We start from the raw sequence: 19,616 nt of genomic DNA on the forward strand, positions 1-19,616 counted from the left end.
AGGGTTCGGACCGAAACGGTTGTCACCCGGCTGACTGTCCTGGGCCAGGAAAACAATGTTTACGATGGGCAGCAAGATCCACCAGCCACTGCGGTTAGTGTCGTGCATCCGGCGAATGGCTGCCCCCAGGCTAGGAAGGAACACGGCAAGGCTATAAAGGTTGTACATGTACCCTTTACCACCCAACAAGGCTTCGATAACGATCAGAGCCAAAGAGATCCCAAGGTTGATCAGAGTAAACATCCAGTATTCGCGGCGGCTGGCGCGGCCGCTGAACACCGCATATTTTTTCAGCACTTCAACGTACGGATTGCCTTGCTCCGGTACGCCGGCAGACGTCACACGTGTTTGCTGCACCGCTTGAGGTGCGCCACATTGCGGGCAGGCCGTAGCAGTGCTGTGAATTTCCTTGGCACAACCACGACAGAAAACCATGCTCATATTTTTTCCCTAAAATTAGTCAAACAACAATCCAACGAAAACAAGTGTCGCAATAGCCGACAAGATAACGCCAGCGATCGCTAGATTATTTCCAGGTTTTTTCTGATTGATACTGATGATGCCGCAAATGAGGCCGGCGATTGAAAAGGTACTCAGTCCAGCGACGGTGTCTCTGTCCCATTCAGATTCATCAAACAGGCAGAGTGCGGAGATGACGCCCAATATCAACGAGAGGATGGCCAGCCACGGCGAACCGACAACATTCGTTGCAGTCACTGCAACTTGTTGAGTCGCACCACACTGGGGGCACGTCGGGGCTGTCTCATGAATTTCCTTGGCGCATGCACGACAAAAGACCATTGTCATCGTTATCCCTAACTTTTTAATACTGAATACCCGACCCATTATCGACTGGGTCTTGAATAACTGAATAGTTATTTTTAAATATTTTTAGTAGGGTTCAAGTGTTGTTACTGGAGACTGTCCGGGTCCCCAAAAAACATTTGAATACGCGATCTTAACCAGCGTTCACCCGGATCATTGTCCTGCGACCCACGCCACGCCATGTGCAATTCAAAACTGCGCACCGGCAACGGCGGATCTTCTGCCCGCACACCACCAGCAGCCGTCAATGCATCAGCCGTATAGTCCGGCACGGTGGCGACAATATCCGTGCCGCTGATGAGAGTGCTCAGGCCGTTGAACTGCGGCACCGCGAGCACCACATGACGTTTGCGCCCGAGCTTTTCGAGTTCTTCATCTATAAAACCGCTCAGGTCCCCGGCGAACGACACCAGCGCATGCGGTCGCGCGCAGAAATCATCCAGGCTCAGTGGCCCCGGCACAGTATCGGCCCGCAACAGCTTTGGCAGGCTGCGGCGCAGTACTTTGCGCTTGGCGTTGGCCGGCAGGTCGGCGGTGTAGCTGACGCCGATTGAAATTTCGCCCGAGGCCAGCAGGCTCGGCATCAGAATGTAGTTGGCCCGACGCACGACCAGTACGATCCCCGGCGATTCTGCACGCAAGCGTTTGAGCAGCATCGGCAGCAAGGCGAATTCGACATCGTCCGACAGGCCGATGCGGAATACTGCGGTACTGGTGGCCGGGTCGAACTCCGCCGCACGGCTGACCGCCGTGGAAATGGAATCCAGCGCCGGGGAGAGCAGGGCGAAGATCTCGACTGCCCGGGCAGACGGTTCCATGCTGCGACCGGTACGCACGAACAACGGATCGTCGAACAGCCCGCGCAGGCGCGAGAGCGCCGCACTGATGGCCGGCTGGCCGAGGAACAGCTTCTCCGCCGCGCGGGTCACGCTGCGTTCGTGCATCAATGTTTCGAATACGATCAACAGGTTCAGGTCGACACGACGCAGGTCATTACGATTCATCTGGAGTCCTGGCAGAGTCAGCAAACTTGACGTGGGCGGCCATATGGGAACAATGGCCGGCATGAATCTTACGGGCAAAGGCTGCTACTCTGCACCGTGTAATTCAATTTTTACTTAAATGGCTGCTTCGGTTTTTTACGGCATTTGGTGATGTCGCCGGCGCTGCGGAATCAATGACAGGCATGTCGACTATTAATAGCCACTGATGGTCTTGGGTAGAAAGCCCAGATAGAGTTCGGGGCATTAGAGGTTACTTTGACGAGGTTTGCGATGTCCCGCACGATCCGTTTTCACAAGTTTGGTCCAGCCGAGGTGCTCAAATGCGAAGAGCATGCGGCCGCGCTCCCTGCACCAGGTGAAGTGCAGGTGCGCGTCGAAGCAATCGGCATCAGTTGGTACGACATTCTCTGGCGCCAGAACCTGGCCTCATCCCACGCCCGTCTGCCTTCAGGCCTTGGCCATGAAATGGCCGGTGTCGTCACGGCGGTTGGCGATGGTGTCGATGACCTGGCAGTAGGTGACAAGGTCGCCAGCTTCCCGGCGGAAAGCCCTAACGATTATCCGGTCTACGGTGAGCAGATTGTGCTGCCGCGCTCGGCACTGACCCGTTACCCGGATGTGCTCAGCCCGATCGAAGCCAGCGTGCATTACACGCCGCTGCTGATTGCCTACTTTGCCTACGTCGATCTGGCGCGGGTCAAACCCGGGCAGTTCGCTCTGGTGACTGACGCCAGCCACTGCGCGGGACCATCCTTCGTGCAGTTGGGCAAAGCCCTCGGTATACGAGTGATCGCGGCGACCAAAAGCGCGGAAGAGCGTGAGTATCTGCTGTCCCTCGGCGCCGAGAAAGTCATCGTCACCGAAGAGCAGGATCTGCTTATGCAGATCAACAAGATCACAGACAACCGTGGCGTCGATGTAGTTTTCGATGGTCTGGGTGGTCCGCAGATGTCGATGCTCGGTGATGTGCTTGCACCGCGTGGCAGTCTGGTGCTCTACGGCTTGCAAGGTGGCAACCAGACACCATTCCCGGCGTGTGCAGCGTTCCAGAAGAACATTCAGTTCTTTGTTCACTGCATCGGTAACTTCACCGGCAAGCCAGAGTTAGGGATCATTCAGGATCAGGTGGCGCTGCAACGGGCGTTGCGCGATATCAACCAGTTGACCGCCGACCGTGTGCTGTTGCCGCTCAAGACTCGGGTCTTCCCGTTTTCCGAGTTTGTCGAAGCCCACCGCTACATGGACGAATGCCCATGCCGCGAACGGGTCGCCCTCCAGGTCGAACCCGCGTAACCCGCCTGCAAGAGCCCGCGTACCCCGCGGGTTCTTGAGCTTTTTTCGACGCCCCCAATGCCATCTACGTTTTTTTGCGTAGGTGGCATTGTCGTTTCTGACGACCCCGATTCAGCAACTGAACCGGTTTTTGCTTTTGATCTGTATCTTCTAATCATCATATAAGCCCTGATAATTGAATGATTACTTTCATCTCAAGGAATGAGTCATGAGTGGGCGTTCGACTGATATTAATCAGTGCATATTGATGGCTGGCGATGGGCAAGCCACGCATCGTCAAGTTTCAAACAGCGCATCAGTGTCTTCTTTCGCTATTTCTTGTACTCAAAGTCTGTGGGACGTTGTCGGAAGTTTCCTAGGACGTCGTGTTAAATCTCAATGCCCTTGTTCTGTAAGGCTTTGCGAGGAGGTGGCTGTCGTTCTGATATAGGCCCAGTGCAACCATTTCAAATAATGACTCAAAACTTAAGTGCTAGCATTTTGTGACAGGATCGAGCACTTCATCATCGATAATCGGTCGCGCAGTGTTTATCACCGCTCGCGTGGCATTGAACTTCCGAATACCAGGTAAAACACTGATGACCACAATCCATGATCAGGCAATGAACTATGTTTATCAGCAAGTACTGCAAAGGTTGCTGAGTTTCTTCTCGCGCGCAGAGCGCACTGCATTACAGCTGATGATTCAGCGCCTGGTGGTGGCGGCCGGCGGGATGGAGCAAATCGGCACTTTCAAGGTGATGGTTATTCAGTCCGGAACGCCGGACAACTGTTACACCCTGGCGCTGTTGCGTGCGGCTCAACTGAGTATCGCCAGCCGGGCGCCTGCGACCTTTCATCTGCGGGTGGCCACCTTACGACTCAGTTCAACCGGTTCGGCCGCGCTGGACAACATCCATCGAAGCAATAGCGCGTTGTTCCTCTATGACGATCCTCGGGTGGAACTGTTGATGGTGGATAACCGCGAAGTGCTGCCATTTGATCATCTGGCACCGATCTCCGAGGCCGGGCGCGAGTCGAACCGGCTCAACCTGTTGATGGTTGGCCATCACCGGGCCTGGAACGGCCCGCTCGATCTGTGGGATGACGGCTACCTCACAACAGGTGAGTTTTATGGGCAGATCGCCCGATGGGACAGCGGCGTCGATGCATTGATCAGCAGCGAAACGCCTCGCCAGCAGAAGCAATTTCTTGACGGGGTGAGGCGCGCCGCGCGCAAAGCCAACCTCAGCACCTTGAACTACGCCGCCAGCGGTTTCGAGATGCTGTTTGCCCTGCTCGATGACTTGGGCAGCGATTGCTATCGTGAGTTCTACGCGGGCCATGGTCAGGCATCCTGGCGCCCGGCCGATCGATTCGAGGCTTGCCGTCGCACCACCAGCATCGATATTCACGACATGATGGTTGGTCGACCGGAAGAACGCTGGCCGCTGCTGACTGAATTCCTCGGCGTTCAGTCCGATGAATTGGCGGCGCACCTGAGCGATAACGACTACGTCAGCCCTGCGATTGCAGCGCATGTGCGCGGTTTGCAGGCCTGTTTTGTCTCGGGTCAGCGCTATGAAAAAGGCGTGGCGGAGTACGTGCAGCGCGCTTTGGTGATGATGCGGCGCAAGTTAGTGCCTGAACGTATCTGCGAACAGGCACTGATGTCTTTTGGCAACCTGGCAACCCTGGCGGAGCAGCGCATGCTGGCGACAGCCGAGGTGCAGAAAACCCTCGGGCTGACTGAGGCGCAACTGATCTGCCTGCTGTTTGCACCTTTTGTCGATCGTGGCGCAGGGCTGGAGCGTTTCTTGCGCAGTTGCCACCCCGGCATGCTCGTGGCCATGCCGGATTTGCACAAGGCGATGCAGGTTCATCAGGCGCCAGAGCAAGTGCTGCAATGGATGGTCGATGTCAGCGGTTTACCGGTCAGTCTGATCGGCAAGCTTTACCGCATGGACACGGCGACGGACCTGCACGCGGATGAGAACGGCCTTGCGGTCGAAGGCCTGGAGGATGATACGGCTGCCGTGATTGGCGAAATGTCAGCGGGGCATTGACGGTGCAAGGGTTGTCGCCATTCGACTTCGAATGCTCTTGCCGATTGCTTTGCCGCGTCCAGACGCAAGCTTTTACCGTACCCGGCTTCTACCCATGAAAGGGCCTCGAGAAACCGATTTTGCTTATCAGGCGGTGTATCGCTACCTGACTCACCTCATCAATGAGCCTGGCAACGGCACGCAAGTTCGCCTGCCGTCGTTGAGGCAACTGGCATTTCGTCTCAACGTATCGATCTCGACCATCCAGTACGCTTACTCGTTGCTGGAGAAGGAAGGGCGGGTCTACTCGATTGCCAAGTCTGGTTATTACGCGTTGCCGGTGACCTCCTTCGGCCCGCTCGCCAGCGGCAATGACTTGCTTGAGACTGTCTATGTCAATGCAAGGCGCCCGGACATGCTGGTGTTGAGCGCTGACGAGCCGGCCTTGTTGCAACCGCTGGACAGTCCGCTGTTGATGCTGGAGCGGGAGTTGTTGCGCCAGTATCCGCGTCAACCGCAACCGGCGTCACAGCCTTGTGGCGAGCTGGAACTGCGCACGGCCCTGGCGGCGCGTTACACCACATCGCCCGCGCGTTGCTGGCATGCCGACGAGGTCTACATCGGTGCCGATCTGCGCGGGGTCCTGGAAATACTGATTGCCGTGCTTGACCTCAAGGACGCCACGGTCGTGGTTGAATCGCCGTGTGACTGGGCGATTCTGCGTTTGCTCAAGGCTGCGCAGGTGCGGGTTATCGAGTTGCCGGTCCAGGCCTGCGGTTCGCTGGATCTGGAGCAGATTAAAGAGCTGCTGGAGACTGAGCCAGTGCGACTGGTGATGCTGTCATCGGGGCTGAGCATGCCTCGGGGAAGCCAGGTGCCCCACGGCAATCGGCAATCAGTCGCCCAGCTATTGAGGCGACATGGCTGCTGGGTCCTGGAAAACGACTGTTACGGTGATCTGGTTTTTGAGTCCGATGGCACAAGGTTTCGGGATTTGCTGGACCCTGACCGACTGATCGTGTTTTCCACCTTCGAAAAAATCATCGGTCCGGAGGCGCCTTACGGCTATCTGCTATCACGATCACTGGCCGCTGACTTGCAGCGGCACTTTTTGTTGCGCTCGTTTCGCTTGTCGCCCATCCGTCAAAAAGCCATTGCCCGTTTGTATGGCAATGGGCGAATCGACCAGCATCTTCAAGTGTTGAGACGGTTGCTCAAGGACCGTCAGGTACAGATGATCCAGCTCTTGAACGAGCGCTTGGGGGAGGCCTTGCAACTGGTCGAGCCGCAGGGCGGGGCGACGATCTGGGCGCGCTCGTTACGCCCGGTGGATGTGCGTCGGGTGTTTCATCGCTTGCTCAAGCATCAGGTGGTGATTGCACCGGGTGAACTGTTCAGTCTGCAAGGTTTGTATGGGCAGCATTTGCGCCTCAGCCACACGTTTGGCGGTGATCATGATCTGGGGGTTGCGCTGGGTTTGCTGGGCGATGCCTTGCGTTTGGAGTCGGTCGATTGAGTGTGACGTTAAACATCGTCGTTTTCCTGGGGAGCGTTAACGTCGCGCTGCGGTCAAACTGCCAGTAAACTCCTGTCCAATTCCCGAACCACTCTATTCCAGAGGTTTTGCATGACACTCAGTCCTTTTGCGGGTAAACCGGCACCGGCAGAACTGTTGGTCGACATCCCGCGACTGGTAACAGCCTATTACACCGGCCAGCCCGACGCCGCCATCTCCACCCAGCGCGTTGCTTTCGGCACGTCCGGTCACCGAGGCAGCTCGTTCGACTTGAGTTTCAACGAATGGCACGTTCTGGCGATCAGTCAGGCCATCTGCCTGTACCGCGAGGCCCAAGGTATCGACGGTCCGCTGTTCGTCGGCATCGACACCCACGCACTGTCGACCCCGGCCGGTGCCAGCGCCCTCGAAGTGCTGGCGGCCAACGGCGTTACGGTAATGATCGCCGAAGGCGACGAGTACACGCCGACGCCGGCCATTTCCCATGCAATTCTTTGCTACAACCGTGGCCGCACGTCGGGCCTGGCGGACGGCATCGTCATTACGCCGTCCCATAACCCGCCACAAAGCGGCGGCTACAAATACAACCCTACCAACGGCGGCCCGGCCGATACCCACATCACCAAGTGGATCGAAGCCAAGGCCAACGAACTGCTCGGCAACAAGCTGGCCGGCGTCAAGCGCATCAGCTACGAGCAGGCACTGAAAGCCAGCACCACCCATCGTCATGACTACCTCAACACCTATGTCGCCGATCTGATCAACGTGATCGACTTCGACGCCATTCGTGATGCCAAGCTGCATTTGGGCGTTGATCCACTGGGCGGAGCCGGGGTGCGCTACTGGTCGGCGATTGCCGAACATTACCGCCTGGACCTGGAAGTGGTGAACACCCAAGTCGATCCGACCTTCCGCTTCATGACCGTCGACTGGGACGGGCAGATCCGCATGGACCCATCGTCCACCCATGCCATGCAAGGGTTGATCGGTCTGAAAGATCGTTTTGACGTAGCGTTTGGCTGCGACCCGGATCACGACCGTCACGGCATCGTTACCCCGTCCGGCGGCCTGCTGGCGCCGAACAACTACCTCGCCGTGTCCATCGACTACCTGTTCCAGAACCGCCCGCAATGGCGTGCCGATGCTGCCGTGGGTAAAACCGTGGTCAGCAGCGGTCTGATCGATCGCGTGGCCAAGCGCCTGGGTCGTCGCCTGTACGAAGTGCCGGTTGGCTTCAAATGGTTCGCGGAGGGCTTGTTCGACGGCTCGCTGGGTTTTGGCGGCGAAGAAAGCGCCGGTGCCTCGTTCCTGCGCAAGGACGGTGGCGTCTGGAGCACCGACAAGGACGGTCTGATCCCGGCCCTGCTGGCCGCAGAAATGACCGCCCGCACCGGTCGCGACCCAAGCCAGGCGTATCGCGCCCTGACCGATGAACTGGGTGAGCCGTTCTCGGTTCGCGTCGATGCCAAGGCCAACCCTGAGCAGAAAGCCCTGTTGAGCAAGCTGTCCCCGGATCAGGTCACCTCGACCCAACTGGCCGGCGAAGCAATCCAGAGCATCCTCAGTCACGCGCCGGGCAACGACCAGGCCATCGGCGGTCTGAAAGTCATGACCGAAAACGGCTGGTTCGCGGCGCGCCCGTCGGGCACCGAAGACATCTACAAGATCTACGCGGAAAGCTTTGTCAGCGATGAGCACCTCAAGCAGTTGGTGACTGAAGCGCAGACGTTGGTGGATGGCGCTATTTCAGCGAAGTGATTGAGGGACCTGTAGCGAGCTCCCTTACCACAATAGGCTGATACAAAAATGGGGCGGCCATCACGGTCGCCCCATTTTTTTGCCCGTCATTTAACCGATCAAGCCAGATCCACCAACACGACTTCACTGTCTTCAATCGCCGTCACCCGCAACACCTGCTCATCGACAATCGCGACACCGTCTCGAGCTTGTGCACGCAAGCCATTGACTTCAATCACACCTGTCGCTGGCACCAGGTAAGCGCGACGGCCGCCGTCCAAGTGATACTCCGCCGATTCCCCGGCCTTCAGATTCGCCGCCACCAACCGCGCATCGGCGCGAATCCGCAGGCTTTGATCGTCGCCGGCCTTGCCGCTGGCCAGGGTCACAAAACCTTCACGCTGGCCTTTCGGGAAGGGCTTGGCGCCCCACGAGGGTGCCGAGCCGGCCTCGTTGGGGATGATCCAGATCTGGAAGATCCGGGTCTCGGTAGATTCCAGGTTGTACTCACTGTGGGCGATCCCGGTGCCGGCGCTCATCACCTGAACGTCGCCTGCCTCGGTACGGCCCTTATTGCCCAGGTTGTCCTGGTGGGTGATCGCACCTTCACGGACATAAGTGATGATTTCCATGTCCCGGTGCGGGTGCTGTGGAAAGCCTGTGCCGGCGGCGATCACGTCATCGTTCCAGACCCGCAGGTTGCCCCAGTTCATGCGTTTGGGGTCGTGGTACTCGGCGAACGAAAAGTGGTGATGGGCATCCAACCAGCCATGGTGGGCGCCGCCCAAGGTGTTGAAAGGTCTGAGTTCAAGCATGATCGTCTCCTGAAAGGTTCGTCATGGGGCGGTGCGCCTGAGCCACGAAACATGAACCGGTGGTTGATGGCGGGCATCATCTATCAAGCGATAATCGATAAAAAGCGTAAAAAGTGCCTCAATCCAATCGAGTAAATAGATATTAAATAACCTCGAAATCGTCTTATCCAGCCTTCACTTCATCGTATAAGCCAATGACCTGTAAGCATTTCACTAGAACTCAATGGCAAATGCAGACACCATAGCCCTCAACAGCCTCACACCCTGGAGTCCGTCCGCGTGCCGCAACACATCCCTGATCTTCCCCCCGAACTTCGTCCCCTGGCCGAGATGCCGCTGCTCAAGCGCTTGGCGGCGCGTTTTTTCGGACATGGCCTGACCCGTCTTCGCGCACAACACAGGGCATCCTGGCTGCATGGCCAGGCGGATGGCTTTCGTAGCGGGCACAGCGCGGGGGTGGATTACGGGTTCAAGGAAGGCAAGCTTGAAGGGCTGGAGGAAGGTCGGCAGGTGTTGCTGATCCGCGATTCGCGCTCCACCGAACACCGACCGCCGAGTGTCGATGACAACTTGTTCGATGATTGGCGCCTGCCGTTGACTGCCGACATCAAGAAACGCATGAAGGCCGACGTGGCGCGACTGCTGCCCGCGCACGCTCAGCCCAGCGTTGCGCAATGGAAGATGATTTTCAGCGATACACCGTCAACCTCAGTGATTGCCGGGGCGGGCGCGGGCAAGTCGACCACGCTGGTGCTGCGCATTTTATTGCTGACGCACTACCTGGGCTTTGAACTCGGCTCAATGACGGTGGTGACTTTCACCCGGGAGTCGCGCAAGGACTTCATCAATAAGCTGATCGAACTGTTTGGTCTGTGGGGCCGTGTGCTTAGCCTTAAAGAAGCACGGGAGCTGGTGCGCACCTTCCATTCGCGAATTCTGCCGATGGTCCGCAGCTTGCCGGGTTTTGAGCGTCTTCAGGCCTTCGAAAACCTCAGCAATCGCCCGCAAAACGGCGACGAGGACGTCGACAGCAATCCGTTCGACCTGCGCATCAATGACGCCCAGCGCCAACAGTTGAATGCCTGCTACCACTCACTGTTTACCAGCGACGAACGATTCCGCGAGCTGATCCAGCCGCTGTCCCGTCACGCCTTGCAACTTAAAGAGCTGGAGCGTGATCACCCGGATGTGCAGAAGCGCATGGCCGTGACCGAATTGGCGGCCAAACGCGATGAAGAGCTCTGCGATACCGTTGAAGACCTGTGGTTTCGCGCGGGTGCATGGCCCATCAAGGGCATTGATCCGAACCGCCAGACGTTCGATATCAACGGTTCGACGTTCCATTGTCATGGCTATATTCCGACCCTGGACGCTTGGGTCGTATTGGGGTTCGATCCTCGGGAAAACCCGCAGGTCAGTCGCCCCAATGCCAAGCTGACGGTTCGGGCTGAATGGGCTGTAAAGCGCACCCTGTTTCAAGCTTTCTGTCGTAAGCCTTTGATATGGCTTGATAGTTACGAATCGTCCAAGCGTGTTTTGGCTTCGCTGGCGGGGGATGCCAGCGCCGGGCCGGGCTTCGATTACAAGGTCAAGGGTGAGCTGGCTTCGGCACCGTTACTGGACTGTTTTGTCGCCGCCGCCGGGTTTATCGAGAACCTGGGCCTGGATGTGCCAGCAGCGGTGGGTCAGATGAGCTTTGCGAAGGACGATCCGGACCGGTTTTTCTTCGAAGCCTTGAGTCGGTTCTGGCGCGCACTGGAAGATCATTTACTGGATCAAAAGCCGCCGGTCATGACTTACAACCGCATGTTTGCCCTGTTCAGTGAGCACTCACCGGAAAACCTCAAGCTGTTGAGCGATGAACTGCTCAGGCCGTTGTCGCATCTGATGATCGACGAGTTTCAGGACGTATCGCCGCAAATTGTTTCCTGGATTCGCGCCAGCCTGGCCGAAATCCGCAGTCGTGGCCCGGCCATGCATGTCGGGCGCGGCGCGCAGCGCTCGTCACTGTTGTGCGTCGGGGATGACTGGCAATCGATCTACGGCTGGCGCGGCAGTTCGCCGACGTATTTCATGGAATTCAACAAGGAATTCCCGTCGCCGAGCACGACACGGGTGATGCTCAGCGACAACTATCGCAGCCATCAGCACATCATCGATGCTGCCGAGCACATCGTACGTGCGGCGCCGGCGATTCCGGGCAAGAAGGCCAAGGCCAGCGGCGAGCCCAAACAGTTGCAACCGGTCAACGTGCTGGATCGTGACGATCAGGGCATGGCGCAACGGTTGATGGAACACTACCGACGGGGCGATTCAATTTTGATGCTCTATCGAAAAAGTAGCGATAAGTTATTGATAGAACAGCATATCCAGTCTGTAGTTAATGTTGATTCTAGCTTGCCGTACGAAGCTCGGCGTCTTAAGCAACTGACCTATCACAGTGCCAAAGGGCTTCAGGCGGATGCAGTGTTTCTGCTGGGTGATTGCCAGCACCTGACCAGTTCCCCTTACAAAAACCAGGTGTATCGCATGGCCGGGCTGGGCAAGGCTGGCGACGGTGAACCCTATGACAGTGCGCAGAAAGACGAAATCCTGCGCCTGGCCTATGTTGGTATTACCCGGGCGGTGAGTCATTGCTACTGGTATGTCGATGGCCAGGACGGTCAGGCAGTCAACATGCCCAAAGCGTCGGACAAGGTTAGCCAGGGTAAGGCGTTCTTCGCCGATCACCGCCAGGGCAAAAAATTGGCCTGACCTAAAAAGATCGCAACCTTCCGCAGCTCCTACAGGATTACGCAATTCTCTGTAGGAGCTGCCGAAGTCTGCGATCTTTTGACTTTTCATGCCCCACAAAAAAGCCCACGTCATGTGGGCTTTCTGCGGGTTGCGCAATCGTCAGGCATAACTCCTGAGCGCCATCGGCGGAATAAACGCTTCCAGTTCATCCTCCACGGCTTCGATTATTCGTTCTACATCCGCTGCATTCATCACGGTCGCACACGGAATACCGGCGATGGCGATCATGGTTTCGCCACTGGCACGGTCAAAAAGACGGGCAATCATGCTGCCCGGCGCGTCCATGCTCGCCTCGAAACCCATGGGATGAAAATGCCAGCGCATTAGCTGGCAGGCGTTTGGAAAGGTGACTTTGCTGAATGACCCTTTGTTCATGTGTTGCCCGCCTCAGTCATCGAGCGCTTCCTTTAGCTCATGTTAGGAGGGGATGAGCCTTCATTGGCTCAACCGGTGATTGCATTTAAAAGTAGCATCCAGATGTGAAAACCATGTGGATTTTTTCAGTCTGTTTGGCGATTGGTTCGATTTTTTTGATATGGGTCACGCCCCGGTCATTCATCGCCAAAAGGCCATCATTGATTGGCCATTGAAGGCAACGCCGAACTTGGGCAAGCTCGGTTTTTTTCGCCGAGCCTTTTATGCACGCCGATGATGATGGTCCGCTGCAAACCCAGGCCACGGGCGATACAGTCATGCGCTACCACTTGTGCTGGAAATACCGGGACCTGGACGGCGTCATGGCCCTCTATCACCCGGACATCCAGTACCACGACTTCTTCCAGAATCGCGTGATGGGGCTGGGAGAGCTGCGCGACTACGTGCGCGACAGCATGCCGCGTAATCCCGACGAAGCGCTGGAGCATTCGGACCGCATTCGGCTGGACGGCAATACCGCGTTCATTCAATACCAGATGACCCTGCGCGGCGGCGAAGGGCTGGTGTCGTTCCGGTCCAGCGAAGCCATCACCGTGCGCGACGGTTTGATCTGGCGCGTCAACGAATACGCCTCCCTGGTGCGCGAGCAATCCACCGGTAAAACCGCGAATAACCTGCGCCCGGCGGTCAGTCGGCTCGGGTTGTCGCCGCGTCAGCTGAGCTTTATGGCCGAAGACCTGCAGCAATATTTTGAGCGCCAGCAACCCTATCTTGATCCCGAGCTGGATTTGCAGCGGGTGGCGAAGGAGTGCGGTTACAGCCGCAACCAGATGTCCTACTTGCTGAATCAGGTGTTGGGGCAAAGCTTCTACCGCTACGTCAATCAGGCACGCTTGCAGCATTTGCTCGCCGCACTGGATAAGGCGAGTCCGCCGCTGCGGGTCGATGAACTGGCGTTTGCCGCCGGTTTCAACTCGCTGTCGGCGTTTTATAGCTGCTTCCGCCAACACACCGGCCAGTCGCCCAAGGCCTACGTCAAACAAATTTCTTTGCGTGCACGCGCGCAAGACAGCCTCTGAGGTCACGCTCTAGGATCGACCCCATCGAAGTTTGAGTGGTGGAGTCTTGTTATGCCGGCGTGGCGCACGATCAGTTTATGGATGGATCAACTCGACGAGCCGTTGCTGGCCCGTCCAGCCCTGGAACACGACCTGGAAGTCGACGTCGCCATCATCGGCGCCGGGTACACCGGGCTCTGGACTGCGTATTACCTCAAACGCCTCGCACCAGGCCTGGAAATAGCCATCGTCGAAGCACAAACCGCCGGGTTCGGCGCCTCGGGCCGCAATGGTGGCTGGCTGATGGGCAACTTGCTGGGCGAAGACCGTTTGCTCGCCGATCTGCCGGCCGAACAACGCCGCGCTTCCTTTGATCTGTTGCACGGCATTCCTGACGAGGTAGAGATCGTCCTCGAACGCGAAGGCATCGACTGTGATTACCGCAAGGGGGGCGTGTTGTATTGCGCGGCCCGTTATCCCGAGCAGGAAACCAGCCTGCGCAGTTATCTGGACAAACTCTATAGCCAGGGCCTGACCGAAAACGATTACCGCTGGCTCAGCCCCGAGCAATTGGCGCAACAGATCAGAGTGGCCAAGCCTTATGGCGGTATTTATGCACCGCACGTGGCGACTATTCACCCGGCAAAGTTGGTGCGCGGTCTGGCCAGGACGGTGGAGCGCATGGGCGTCAAGATCTATGAGAACAGCCCGGTCACTCAGTGGCAGTCCGGCAGCCTGCGCACGGCGAAAGCCGAAGTTCGCAGCCGCTGGGTCGTGCCGGCGGTAGAAGGCTATTCAGTCACGCTGCCACCTCTGGGCCGTTATCAGTTGCCGGTGCAGAGCCTGTTGGTGGCCACCGAGCCGCTGTCCGCCGCGACCTGGGACGAAATCGGCTTGAGTCAGGGCCAGGCCTTCAGCGAGAGCAGCCGCCAAGTGACTTACGGTCAACGCACCGCCGACAACCGTTTAGTGTTTGGCGCCCGGGGTGGGTATCAGTTTGCCGGCAAGTTGCGCCATGACTTCGACCTGACCAGCAGCGAAGTCGATCTGCGGCGTTACCTGTTCGGCGAACTGTTTCCGCAACTCAAAAACGTGCGCATCACCCATGCCTGGGGCGGCAACCTGGGCATGTCCCGGCGTTTCAGGCCACACATGCTCTGCGATCAGGCCAGTGGCATCGCGCTGTCCGGCGGTTATGGCGGGGAGGGTGTCGGCGCCAGCAATTTGGGCGGGCGGACCCTGGCCGATCTGATCCTGGAGCGCGATACCGATTTGGTACGCCAGCCCTGGGTCATCTCTCAAGGAGGCCTCGACGCGCTGAAAGCCTGGGAACCCGAGCCCTGCCGCTGGCTCGGCTACAACGCGATCATTCGCAGTTTCGTCCACGAAGACCAGACCCTGGCCAACCCGGCCACCGCACCCTGGCGGCGCAAACTCGCCAGCGGCGTGGCGGGGTTCATGGAAGGTTTCATGCAGTAAACGGCGTTTTCCTAAAGAGACAGGTACTCCCATGAGCATCACGCAATTCAAGAACACCGCAACCCTGAAGCTGGACGAATCCAACCCGGTTGCCGTGCCGTTGGGCACGCCCGTGGCAGTGGCCTCGACCACCAGCGTCGAGCGCGACGACGGCGTCGAAACCGGTGTCTGGGAATGTACCCCCGGCCGCTGGCGCCGGCAGATCGTTGCTCAGGAGTTCTGTCACTTCATCCAGGGCCGCTGCACCTTCACCCCCAACGGCGGTGAAACCCTGCACATAGAAGCCGGCGATGCACTGATGTTGCCGGCCAACAGTCTCGGTATCTGGGATATCCAGGAAACCGTGCGCAAGACCTACGTTTTGATTTTTTGATTTTTTGATTTTTTGATTTTGATTGCCTGCCAATAACAACAGCCACCCACAGGAATCGACTCATGATCCGAAAGACACTGACCCTGGCGCCCCTTGCACTCGTCGCGACCCTCGGCCACGCCGCCGATACCGTGAAAATCTACAACTGGTCGGACTACATCGCCCCCGACACCACCAAGAACTTCCAGAAAGAAACCGGCATCGGTTTCAGCTACGACGTCTACGACAGCAACGAAACCCTCGACGGCAAGTTGATGACCGGCAAATCCGGTTACGACGTGGTGTTTCCGTCCAACCACTTCATGGCCCGGCAGATTGAGGGCGGGGCGCTGAAGAAACTCGACAAGAGTCAGTTGCCAAACTGGAAGAACCTCAACCCGGTATTGATGAAGGCGTTGCAGAACAACGATCCGGGCAATGAGCACGGCTTTCCGTACCTGTGGGGCAGCACCGGCATTGGCTACAACATCGCCAAGGTCAAAGCGGTGTTGGGCGACAACGCGCCAGTCGACTCCTGGGACCTGATCTTCAAGCCCGAGAACATGGCCAAACTGCAAAAGTGCGGCGTGGCCATCCTCGACAACGGCCCGGAACTGCTGCCGGCAGCGCTCAACTACCTGGGCCTGCCGCACCACAGCAAAAACCCGGAAGACTATAAAAAAGCCGAAGCGCTGCTGATGAAAGTCCGGCCGTATGTCAGCTACTTCCATTCGTCCAAGTACACCAGCGACCTGGCCAACGGCGACATCTGTGTGGCCGTCGGTTTCTCCGGCGACATCCTGCAAGCGGAAAACCGTGCCAAGGAAGCCAAGAACGGCGTAGACATCGGCTACTCGATTCCCAAGGAAGGCGCCGCGATCTGGTTCGACATGGTCGCCATGCCCGCCGACGCCCCGGACGAAAAGGCCGGCTACGCCTTCATGAACTACCTGCTGCGCCCGGACGTCATGGCCAGCATCAGCAACTACGTGCACTACGCCAATGGCAATGAACAGGCTGACAGCCTGATCGACCCGGCGATCAAGAACGACACCAAGGTGTATCCGAGCCCGGAAATGATGGGCAAATTGTTCGCGCTTGAGGCGATGCCGCTGAACATTGATCGGGTTCGGACAAGGGTGTGGAACAAGATTCGGACGGGGAGTTGATCAGCTCGACGATGGCCTCTTCGAGTGCCGGCGAATGGCGTCGGCTACTTGAAATAGAGGGCACGTGAACTGAAAGGCATAACGCAAGCGCAGCGTTATGCTAATACGGTCATAAAACCTGTCAGTTATGACAGGTTTTTTTGTTCCCGTTTGTTGATTGAATCATCTGGCTGCCTGCAGGGCAGGATCAATCAATTGGGAGGTAAGGTCATGACTGACAATGTTGAGGGTACGATCAAGGGCACAATCACACACGCCACGACTGGAGCCGTGCGGGAATTCAACTCTGTAGAGGTGGGGCGGTCAGCTTTGGGTGGGGATCTTAACGCCTGGGGGTACTCGTCTACGCCTAATGAGGCCATCAGTTTCTCCCTTTTCGGCAGTGATCCGAACTCAGGCACCTACTACCTTGGCAGGTTGCCGGAGATGCGCAGCGCCACCTTTCATCCGGATTTTGCCCTGGCTCACAAGGGAATTATCGGCACGTTGTTTTTTAACAATGACAAGGACGCAACGCGTATCCACGGCAGCTTGCATTTTGAGACCCATGCAGATGAAGCCGGGAACCGCTACAAGATTGACGTCGACTTCGACATCACCGGGATTTCGACTGCTGCTGACAGTTCGCCATTGGCAAAATAAAAAACGGTCACGGCCACAATCGGTGATCCGCCCACACTTCTGGTTTGTGCGAGGGGCATGTCCCCTCGCCAACGCTAGTGGCTGCCCGGTTTTTCATTTAGTTGATGGCAATGCACTGGCACTCATATTAATAAGCCCGGAAAGTGAGACGCTATCGACAATTTCTAACTTAGCCCTATTTAATAATTAAATATTAAATTGTCAGACAATCAGTTCAAGCTCCATCACCGTAAACAATATTCCAATCCCTCATCCCTTGTTTTCGGGCACTTGCCCGAACAGCCAAGTTTTATCTCGAAAAAGTACTAGACGATTGATTTCCAATTGTGTCAGGTTTCTTACGCCTTCATTGGGCGAGTGATTGGACGATCTCGCCAGAGATTGTCCCGTCGGACAAAAACTGTTCCATTGATTAACAAGGAAGTGTGTTTATGTCGAAAGTAAAAGACACCGCTGTTGATTCACTGAACGCATTGGCGGCTACCAGCTCTGCGTGGAATCAGATCAACAGTTTCAGCCATCAGTATGACCGGGGCGGCAATCTCACGGTCAATGGCAAACCCTCCTTCTCGGTGGATCAAGCCGCGACGCAACTGCTGCGCGATGGTGCTTCCTGGCACGATCTCAACGGCAGTGGCAAGATCGAACTGACCTACACCTTTCTGACCTCCCAGACTTCGAATTTCAGCGGCCTGGGCGTCACCGGTTTCAGTCAGTTCACCGCCCTGCAAAAAGCTCAAGCCGTACTCGCCATGCAATCCTGGGCCGACGTGGCCAATGTCACGTTTGCTGAAGCGTCCAAGGGTGGCGACGGCCACATGACCTTTGGTAACTACAGCGGCGGCCAGGACGGCGCGGCGGCGTTTGCTTTCTTGCCGGGCACCGAGCCGGGTTATGACGGCCAGTCCTGGTACCTGACCGGCAGCGGTTACAACGTCAACAAGACCCCGGGCGTGAACAATTACGGGCGTCAGACGCTCACCCATGAAATCGGCCATACCCTGGGCCTGTCTCACCCTGGCGACTACAACGCCGGCGAAGGCAACCCGACTTACAACGACGCGTCCTACGGCCAGGACACCCGTGGCTACAGCCTCATGAGTTACTGGAGTGAAAGCAATACCAGCCAGAACTTCAGCAAGGGCGGGGTAGAAGCCTACTCGTCCGGACCGCTGATGGACGATATCGCGGCCATCCAGAAACTCTACGGCGCCAACCTGGAAACCCGTACCGGTGACACCACCTACGGGTTCAACTCCAACGCCGGCCGTGATTTCCTGAGCGCAAGTTCGTCGGCCGACAAACTGGTGTTCTCGGTGTGGGACGCGGGCGGCAAGGACACCCTGGATTTCTCCGGTTTTACCCAAAACCAGAAGATCAACCTCAATGACGCCTCGTTCTCCGACGTTGGCGGCCTGGTAGGTAACGTGTCCATTGCCAAGGGCGCCATCATCGAAAACGCCATTGGCGGTTCGGGCAACGACCTGCTGATCGGTAATAGCGTGGCCAACGAACTGAAGGGCGGTGCCGGCAACGACATCCTTTACGGCGCGGGCGGTGCGGACAAACTGTGGGGTGGTTCGGGTTCGGACACCTTCGTGTTTGCCGCCAGCAGCGACTCCAAGCCAGGGGCGGCCGATCAGATCCTCGATTTTGTCAGCGGCCTGGACAAGATTGACCTGACCGGCATCACCAACGGCGCTGGCCTGCACTTCGTGAACTCGTTCACCGGTGCGGCAGGCGACGCAGTGTTGACCTCTTCGGGCGGCAACAGCCTGTTGTCGGTGGACTTCTCCGGGCACGGCGTGGCTGATTTCCTCGTCAGCACCGTGGGCCAGGCAGTCACCACGGACATCGTGGCCTGATCCAAGGCAAAAAGGAGCGCGGCGCGAGGTGCACCGCGCTCTGTCCTTGCATCGATGGGCGCTGTGAGTGAGGCTACATGCCGGAGTAAAACGTCCTATGACCGATAACGCCTTTACCTACCGAACAACCGCGTGGCTTTTGGCGACGCTGATGATGTTTTTTGGAGATGTAGCCATGGCAAGCAGCCTGAAACTGGCGGACCCCTCGGAGCTGGCCGGCAAGTGGCAAGCGACCTTGAACACCGCGCAAGACACCCCGCAGTCCCAAGCGATGCAGGACAAGCCGTCGAACGTCTGCCTTATCGACCTTGAACAAAACCAGACCCTGGGCAAGGGTGCCGAGTGCCTCGGCGCGTGGCTGGACGAGCCGGCCATTGGCTGGTTCCCGGAACCCGACGGCATCGCGATTACCGGCAAGGAAGGCTCAAGAATTGTGTTTTTCAGTCGACAGCGAGAAGGCCTTTATCAAAGTACTTTGAAGTCGGGTCTGATCATTACGCTAGTGCGTGCGCCACATTAAGTAAAAGAACAAGAACAGAACTCGTCAATTGCCTTTATAAGCCGCCGATCAATAGTCATGCCTCTTGGTTAATCAAGAGAATTGTTATTCGTTTGTAAGCGCTAGTTGACGATGCATGCCTTGCCTGTGTGCGGACAGTTAATTGA

17 protein-coding genes are annotated in these 19,616 nt (G+C 57.4%); 12 read left to right on the plus strand and 5 right to left on the minus strand.

What is annotated here, in order from left to right; all coding sequences use genetic code 11:
• The 3 genes from V5E99_RS23585 to V5E99_RS23595 form a co-directional block, all read right to left on the minus strand.
• Positions 1-441 (minus strand): DUF805 domain-containing protein (locus V5E99_RS23585; RefSeq protein ID WP_499804641.1); only part of this gene is annotated, 441 nt, incomplete at its 3' end.
• Positions 442-456: 15 nt separating this feature from the next.
• Positions 457-807 (minus strand): DUF4190 domain-containing protein, encoded by a 351-nt coding sequence (locus tag V5E99_RS23590; protein ID WP_499804642.1) that lies wholly within the window; start codon positions 805-807, stop codon positions 457-459.
• Positions 808-911: 104 nt separating this feature from the next.
• Positions 912-1,829, minus strand: a complete 918-nt coding sequence (locus tag V5E99_RS23595) for a LysR family transcriptional regulator (RefSeq protein ID WP_499804643.1) — start codon at positions 1,827-1,829, stop codon at positions 912-914.
• Positions 1,830-2,099: 270 nt separating this feature from the next.
• Between V5E99_RS23595 and V5E99_RS23600 the strand changes: the two genes are divergently transcribed.
• The 4 genes from V5E99_RS23600 (at position 2,100) to pgm (ending at position 8,420) form a co-directional block, all read left to right on the plus strand.
• Positions 2,100-3,122, plus strand: a complete 1,023-nt coding sequence (locus V5E99_RS23600; RefSeq protein ID WP_499804644.1) for a zinc-dependent alcohol dehydrogenase family protein — start codon at positions 2,100-2,102, stop codon at positions 3,120-3,122.
• Positions 3,123-3,700: 578 nt separating this feature from the next.
• On the plus strand, positions 3,701-5,167 hold the full coding sequence (locus V5E99_RS23605) for a hypothetical protein (RefSeq protein WP_499804645.1): 1,467 nt from the start codon (positions 3,701-3,703) through the stop codon (positions 5,165-5,167).
• Positions 5,168-5,261: 94 nt separating this feature from the next.
• Complete coding sequence (locus V5E99_RS23610; protein ID WP_499804646.1) at positions 5,262-6,662, plus strand: aminotransferase-like domain-containing protein; 1,401 nt, start codon at positions 5,262-5,264, stop codon at positions 6,660-6,662.
• A gap of 111 nt (positions 6,663-6,773) precedes the next feature.
• On the plus strand, positions 6,774-8,420 hold the full coding sequence (pgm, locus tag V5E99_RS23615; protein WP_499804647.1) for a phosphoglucomutase (alpha-D-glucose-1,6-bisphosphate-dependent): 1,647 nt from the start codon (positions 6,774-6,776) through the stop codon (positions 8,418-8,420).
• Positions 8,421-8,518: 98 nt separating this feature from the next.
• On the opposite strand, the gene V5E99_RS23620 is transcribed toward pgm, so the two are convergent.
• Positions 8,519-9,214 carry a pirin family protein gene (locus V5E99_RS23620; protein WP_499804648.1) on the minus strand — a complete coding sequence of 232 codons (696 nt, stop codon included), beginning with the start codon at positions 9,212-9,214 and terminating at the stop codon, positions 8,519-8,521.
• A 279-nt stretch (positions 9,215-9,493) separates the two neighbouring features.
• Between V5E99_RS23620 and V5E99_RS23625 the strand changes: the two genes are divergently transcribed.
• On the plus strand, positions 9,494-11,968 hold the full coding sequence (locus tag V5E99_RS23625) for a UvrD-helicase domain-containing protein (protein WP_499804649.1): 2,475 nt from the start codon (positions 9,494-9,496) through the stop codon (positions 11,966-11,968).
• Positions 11,969-12,109: 141 nt separating this feature from the next.
• On the opposite strand, the gene V5E99_RS23630 is transcribed toward V5E99_RS23625, so the two are convergent.
• Positions 12,110-12,385 (minus strand): DUF1652 domain-containing protein, encoded by a 276-nt coding sequence (locus V5E99_RS23630; RefSeq protein ID WP_201203500.1) that lies wholly within the window; start codon positions 12,383-12,385, stop codon positions 12,110-12,112.
• 263 nt (positions 12,386-12,648) lie between these two features.
• Between V5E99_RS23630 and V5E99_RS23635 the strand changes: the two genes are divergently transcribed.
• The 7 genes from V5E99_RS23635 to V5E99_RS23665 all read left to right on the plus strand — a co-directional run bounded on the left by V5E99_RS23635 (position 12,649) and on the right by V5E99_RS23665 (position 19,470).
• Positions 12,649-13,464 carry a helix-turn-helix domain-containing protein gene (locus V5E99_RS23635; RefSeq protein ID WP_499804650.1) on the plus strand — a complete coding sequence of 272 codons (816 nt, stop codon included), beginning with the start codon at positions 12,649-12,651 and terminating at the stop codon, positions 13,462-13,464.
• A 51-nt stretch (positions 13,465-13,515) separates the two neighbouring features.
• The gene (locus V5E99_RS23640) at positions 13,516-14,922 is read left to right on the plus strand and encodes an NAD(P)/FAD-dependent oxidoreductase (RefSeq protein ID WP_499804651.1); all 1,407 of its coding nucleotides are present in this window, start codon (positions 13,516-13,518) and stop codon (positions 14,920-14,922) included.
• Positions 14,923-14,953: 31 nt separating this feature from the next.
• Positions 14,954-15,295, plus strand: a complete 342-nt coding sequence (locus tag V5E99_RS23645) for a cupin domain-containing protein (RefSeq protein ID WP_499804652.1) — start codon at positions 14,954-14,956, stop codon at positions 15,293-15,295.
• A 62-nt stretch (positions 15,296-15,357) separates the two neighbouring features.
• Entirely contained in the window at positions 15,358-16,443 is a 1,086-nt protein-coding gene (locus V5E99_RS23650; protein WP_499804653.1) for a polyamine ABC transporter substrate-binding protein, read from the plus strand.
• 210 nt (positions 16,444-16,653) lie between these two features.
• Complete coding sequence (locus V5E99_RS23655; protein WP_499804654.1) at positions 16,654-17,085, plus strand: hypothetical protein; 432 nt, start codon at positions 16,654-16,656, stop codon at positions 17,083-17,085.
• Between the two features lie 431 nt (positions 17,086-17,516).
• A complete protein-coding gene (locus tag V5E99_RS23660; RefSeq protein ID WP_499804655.1) occupies positions 17,517-18,950 on the plus strand; it encodes a serralysin family metalloprotease in 1,434 nt (477 codons plus the stop codon).
• A gap of 175 nt (positions 18,951-19,125) precedes the next feature.
• A complete protein-coding gene (locus V5E99_RS23665; protein WP_499804656.1) occupies positions 19,126-19,470 on the plus strand; it encodes an AprI/Inh family metalloprotease inhibitor in 345 nt (114 codons plus the stop codon).
• The last annotated feature ends 146 nt before the right edge of the window (positions 19,471-19,616 follow it).

It is taken from the genome of Janthinobacterium sp. LPB2021202312-11-4 (genome assembly GCF_037049705.1).
Lineage (GTDB): Bacteria > Pseudomonadota > Gammaproteobacteria > Pseudomonadales > Pseudomonadaceae > Aquipseudomonas.

Coding starts and splice junctions, on each gene's coding strand:
- V5E99_RS23590 (WP_499804642.1), bottom strand. CDS start 807: ATGACAATGGTCTTTTGTCGTGCATGCGCCAAGGAAATTCATGAGACA.
- V5E99_RS23595 (WP_499804643.1), bottom strand. CDS start 1,829: ATGAATCGTAATGACCTGCGTCGTGTCGACCTGAACCTGTTGATCGTA.
- V5E99_RS23600 (WP_499804644.1), top strand. CDS start 2,100: ATGTCCCGCACGATCCGTTTTCACAAGTTTGGTCCAGCCGAGGTGCTC.
- V5E99_RS23605 (WP_499804645.1), top strand. CDS start 3,701: ATGACCACAATCCATGATCAGGCAATGAACTATGTTTATCAGCAAGTA.
- V5E99_RS23610 (WP_499804646.1), top strand. CDS start 5,262: ATGAAAGGGCCTCGAGAAACCGATTTTGCTTATCAGGCGGTGTATCGC.
- pgm (WP_499804647.1), top strand. CDS start 6,774: ATGACACTCAGTCCTTTTGCGGGTAAACCGGCACCGGCAGAACTGTTG.
- V5E99_RS23620 (WP_499804648.1), bottom strand. CDS start 9,214: ATGCTTGAACTCAGACCTTTCAACACCTTGGGCGGCGCCCACCATGGC.
- V5E99_RS23630 (WP_201203500.1), bottom strand. CDS start 12,385: ATGAACAAAGGGTCATTCAGCAAAGTCACCTTTCCAAACGCCTGCCAG.
- V5E99_RS23635 (WP_499804650.1), top strand. CDS start 12,649: ATGCACGCCGATGATGATGGTCCGCTGCAAACCCAGGCCACGGGCGAT.
- V5E99_RS23640 (WP_499804651.1), top strand. CDS start 13,516: ATGCCGGCGTGGCGCACGATCAGTTTATGGATGGATCAACTCGACGAG.
- V5E99_RS23645 (WP_499804652.1), top strand. CDS start 14,954: ATGAGCATCACGCAATTCAAGAACACCGCAACCCTGAAGCTGGACGAA.
- V5E99_RS23650 (WP_499804653.1), top strand. CDS start 15,358: ATGATCCGAAAGACACTGACCCTGGCGCCCCTTGCACTCGTCGCGACC.
- V5E99_RS23655 (WP_499804654.1), top strand. CDS start 16,654: ATGACTGACAATGTTGAGGGTACGATCAAGGGCACAATCACACACGCC.
- V5E99_RS23660 (WP_499804655.1), top strand. CDS start 17,517: ATGTCGAAAGTAAAAGACACCGCTGTTGATTCACTGAACGCATTGGCG.
- V5E99_RS23665 (WP_499804656.1), top strand. CDS start 19,126: ATGGCAAGCAGCCTGAAACTGGCGGACCCCTCGGAGCTGGCCGGCAAG.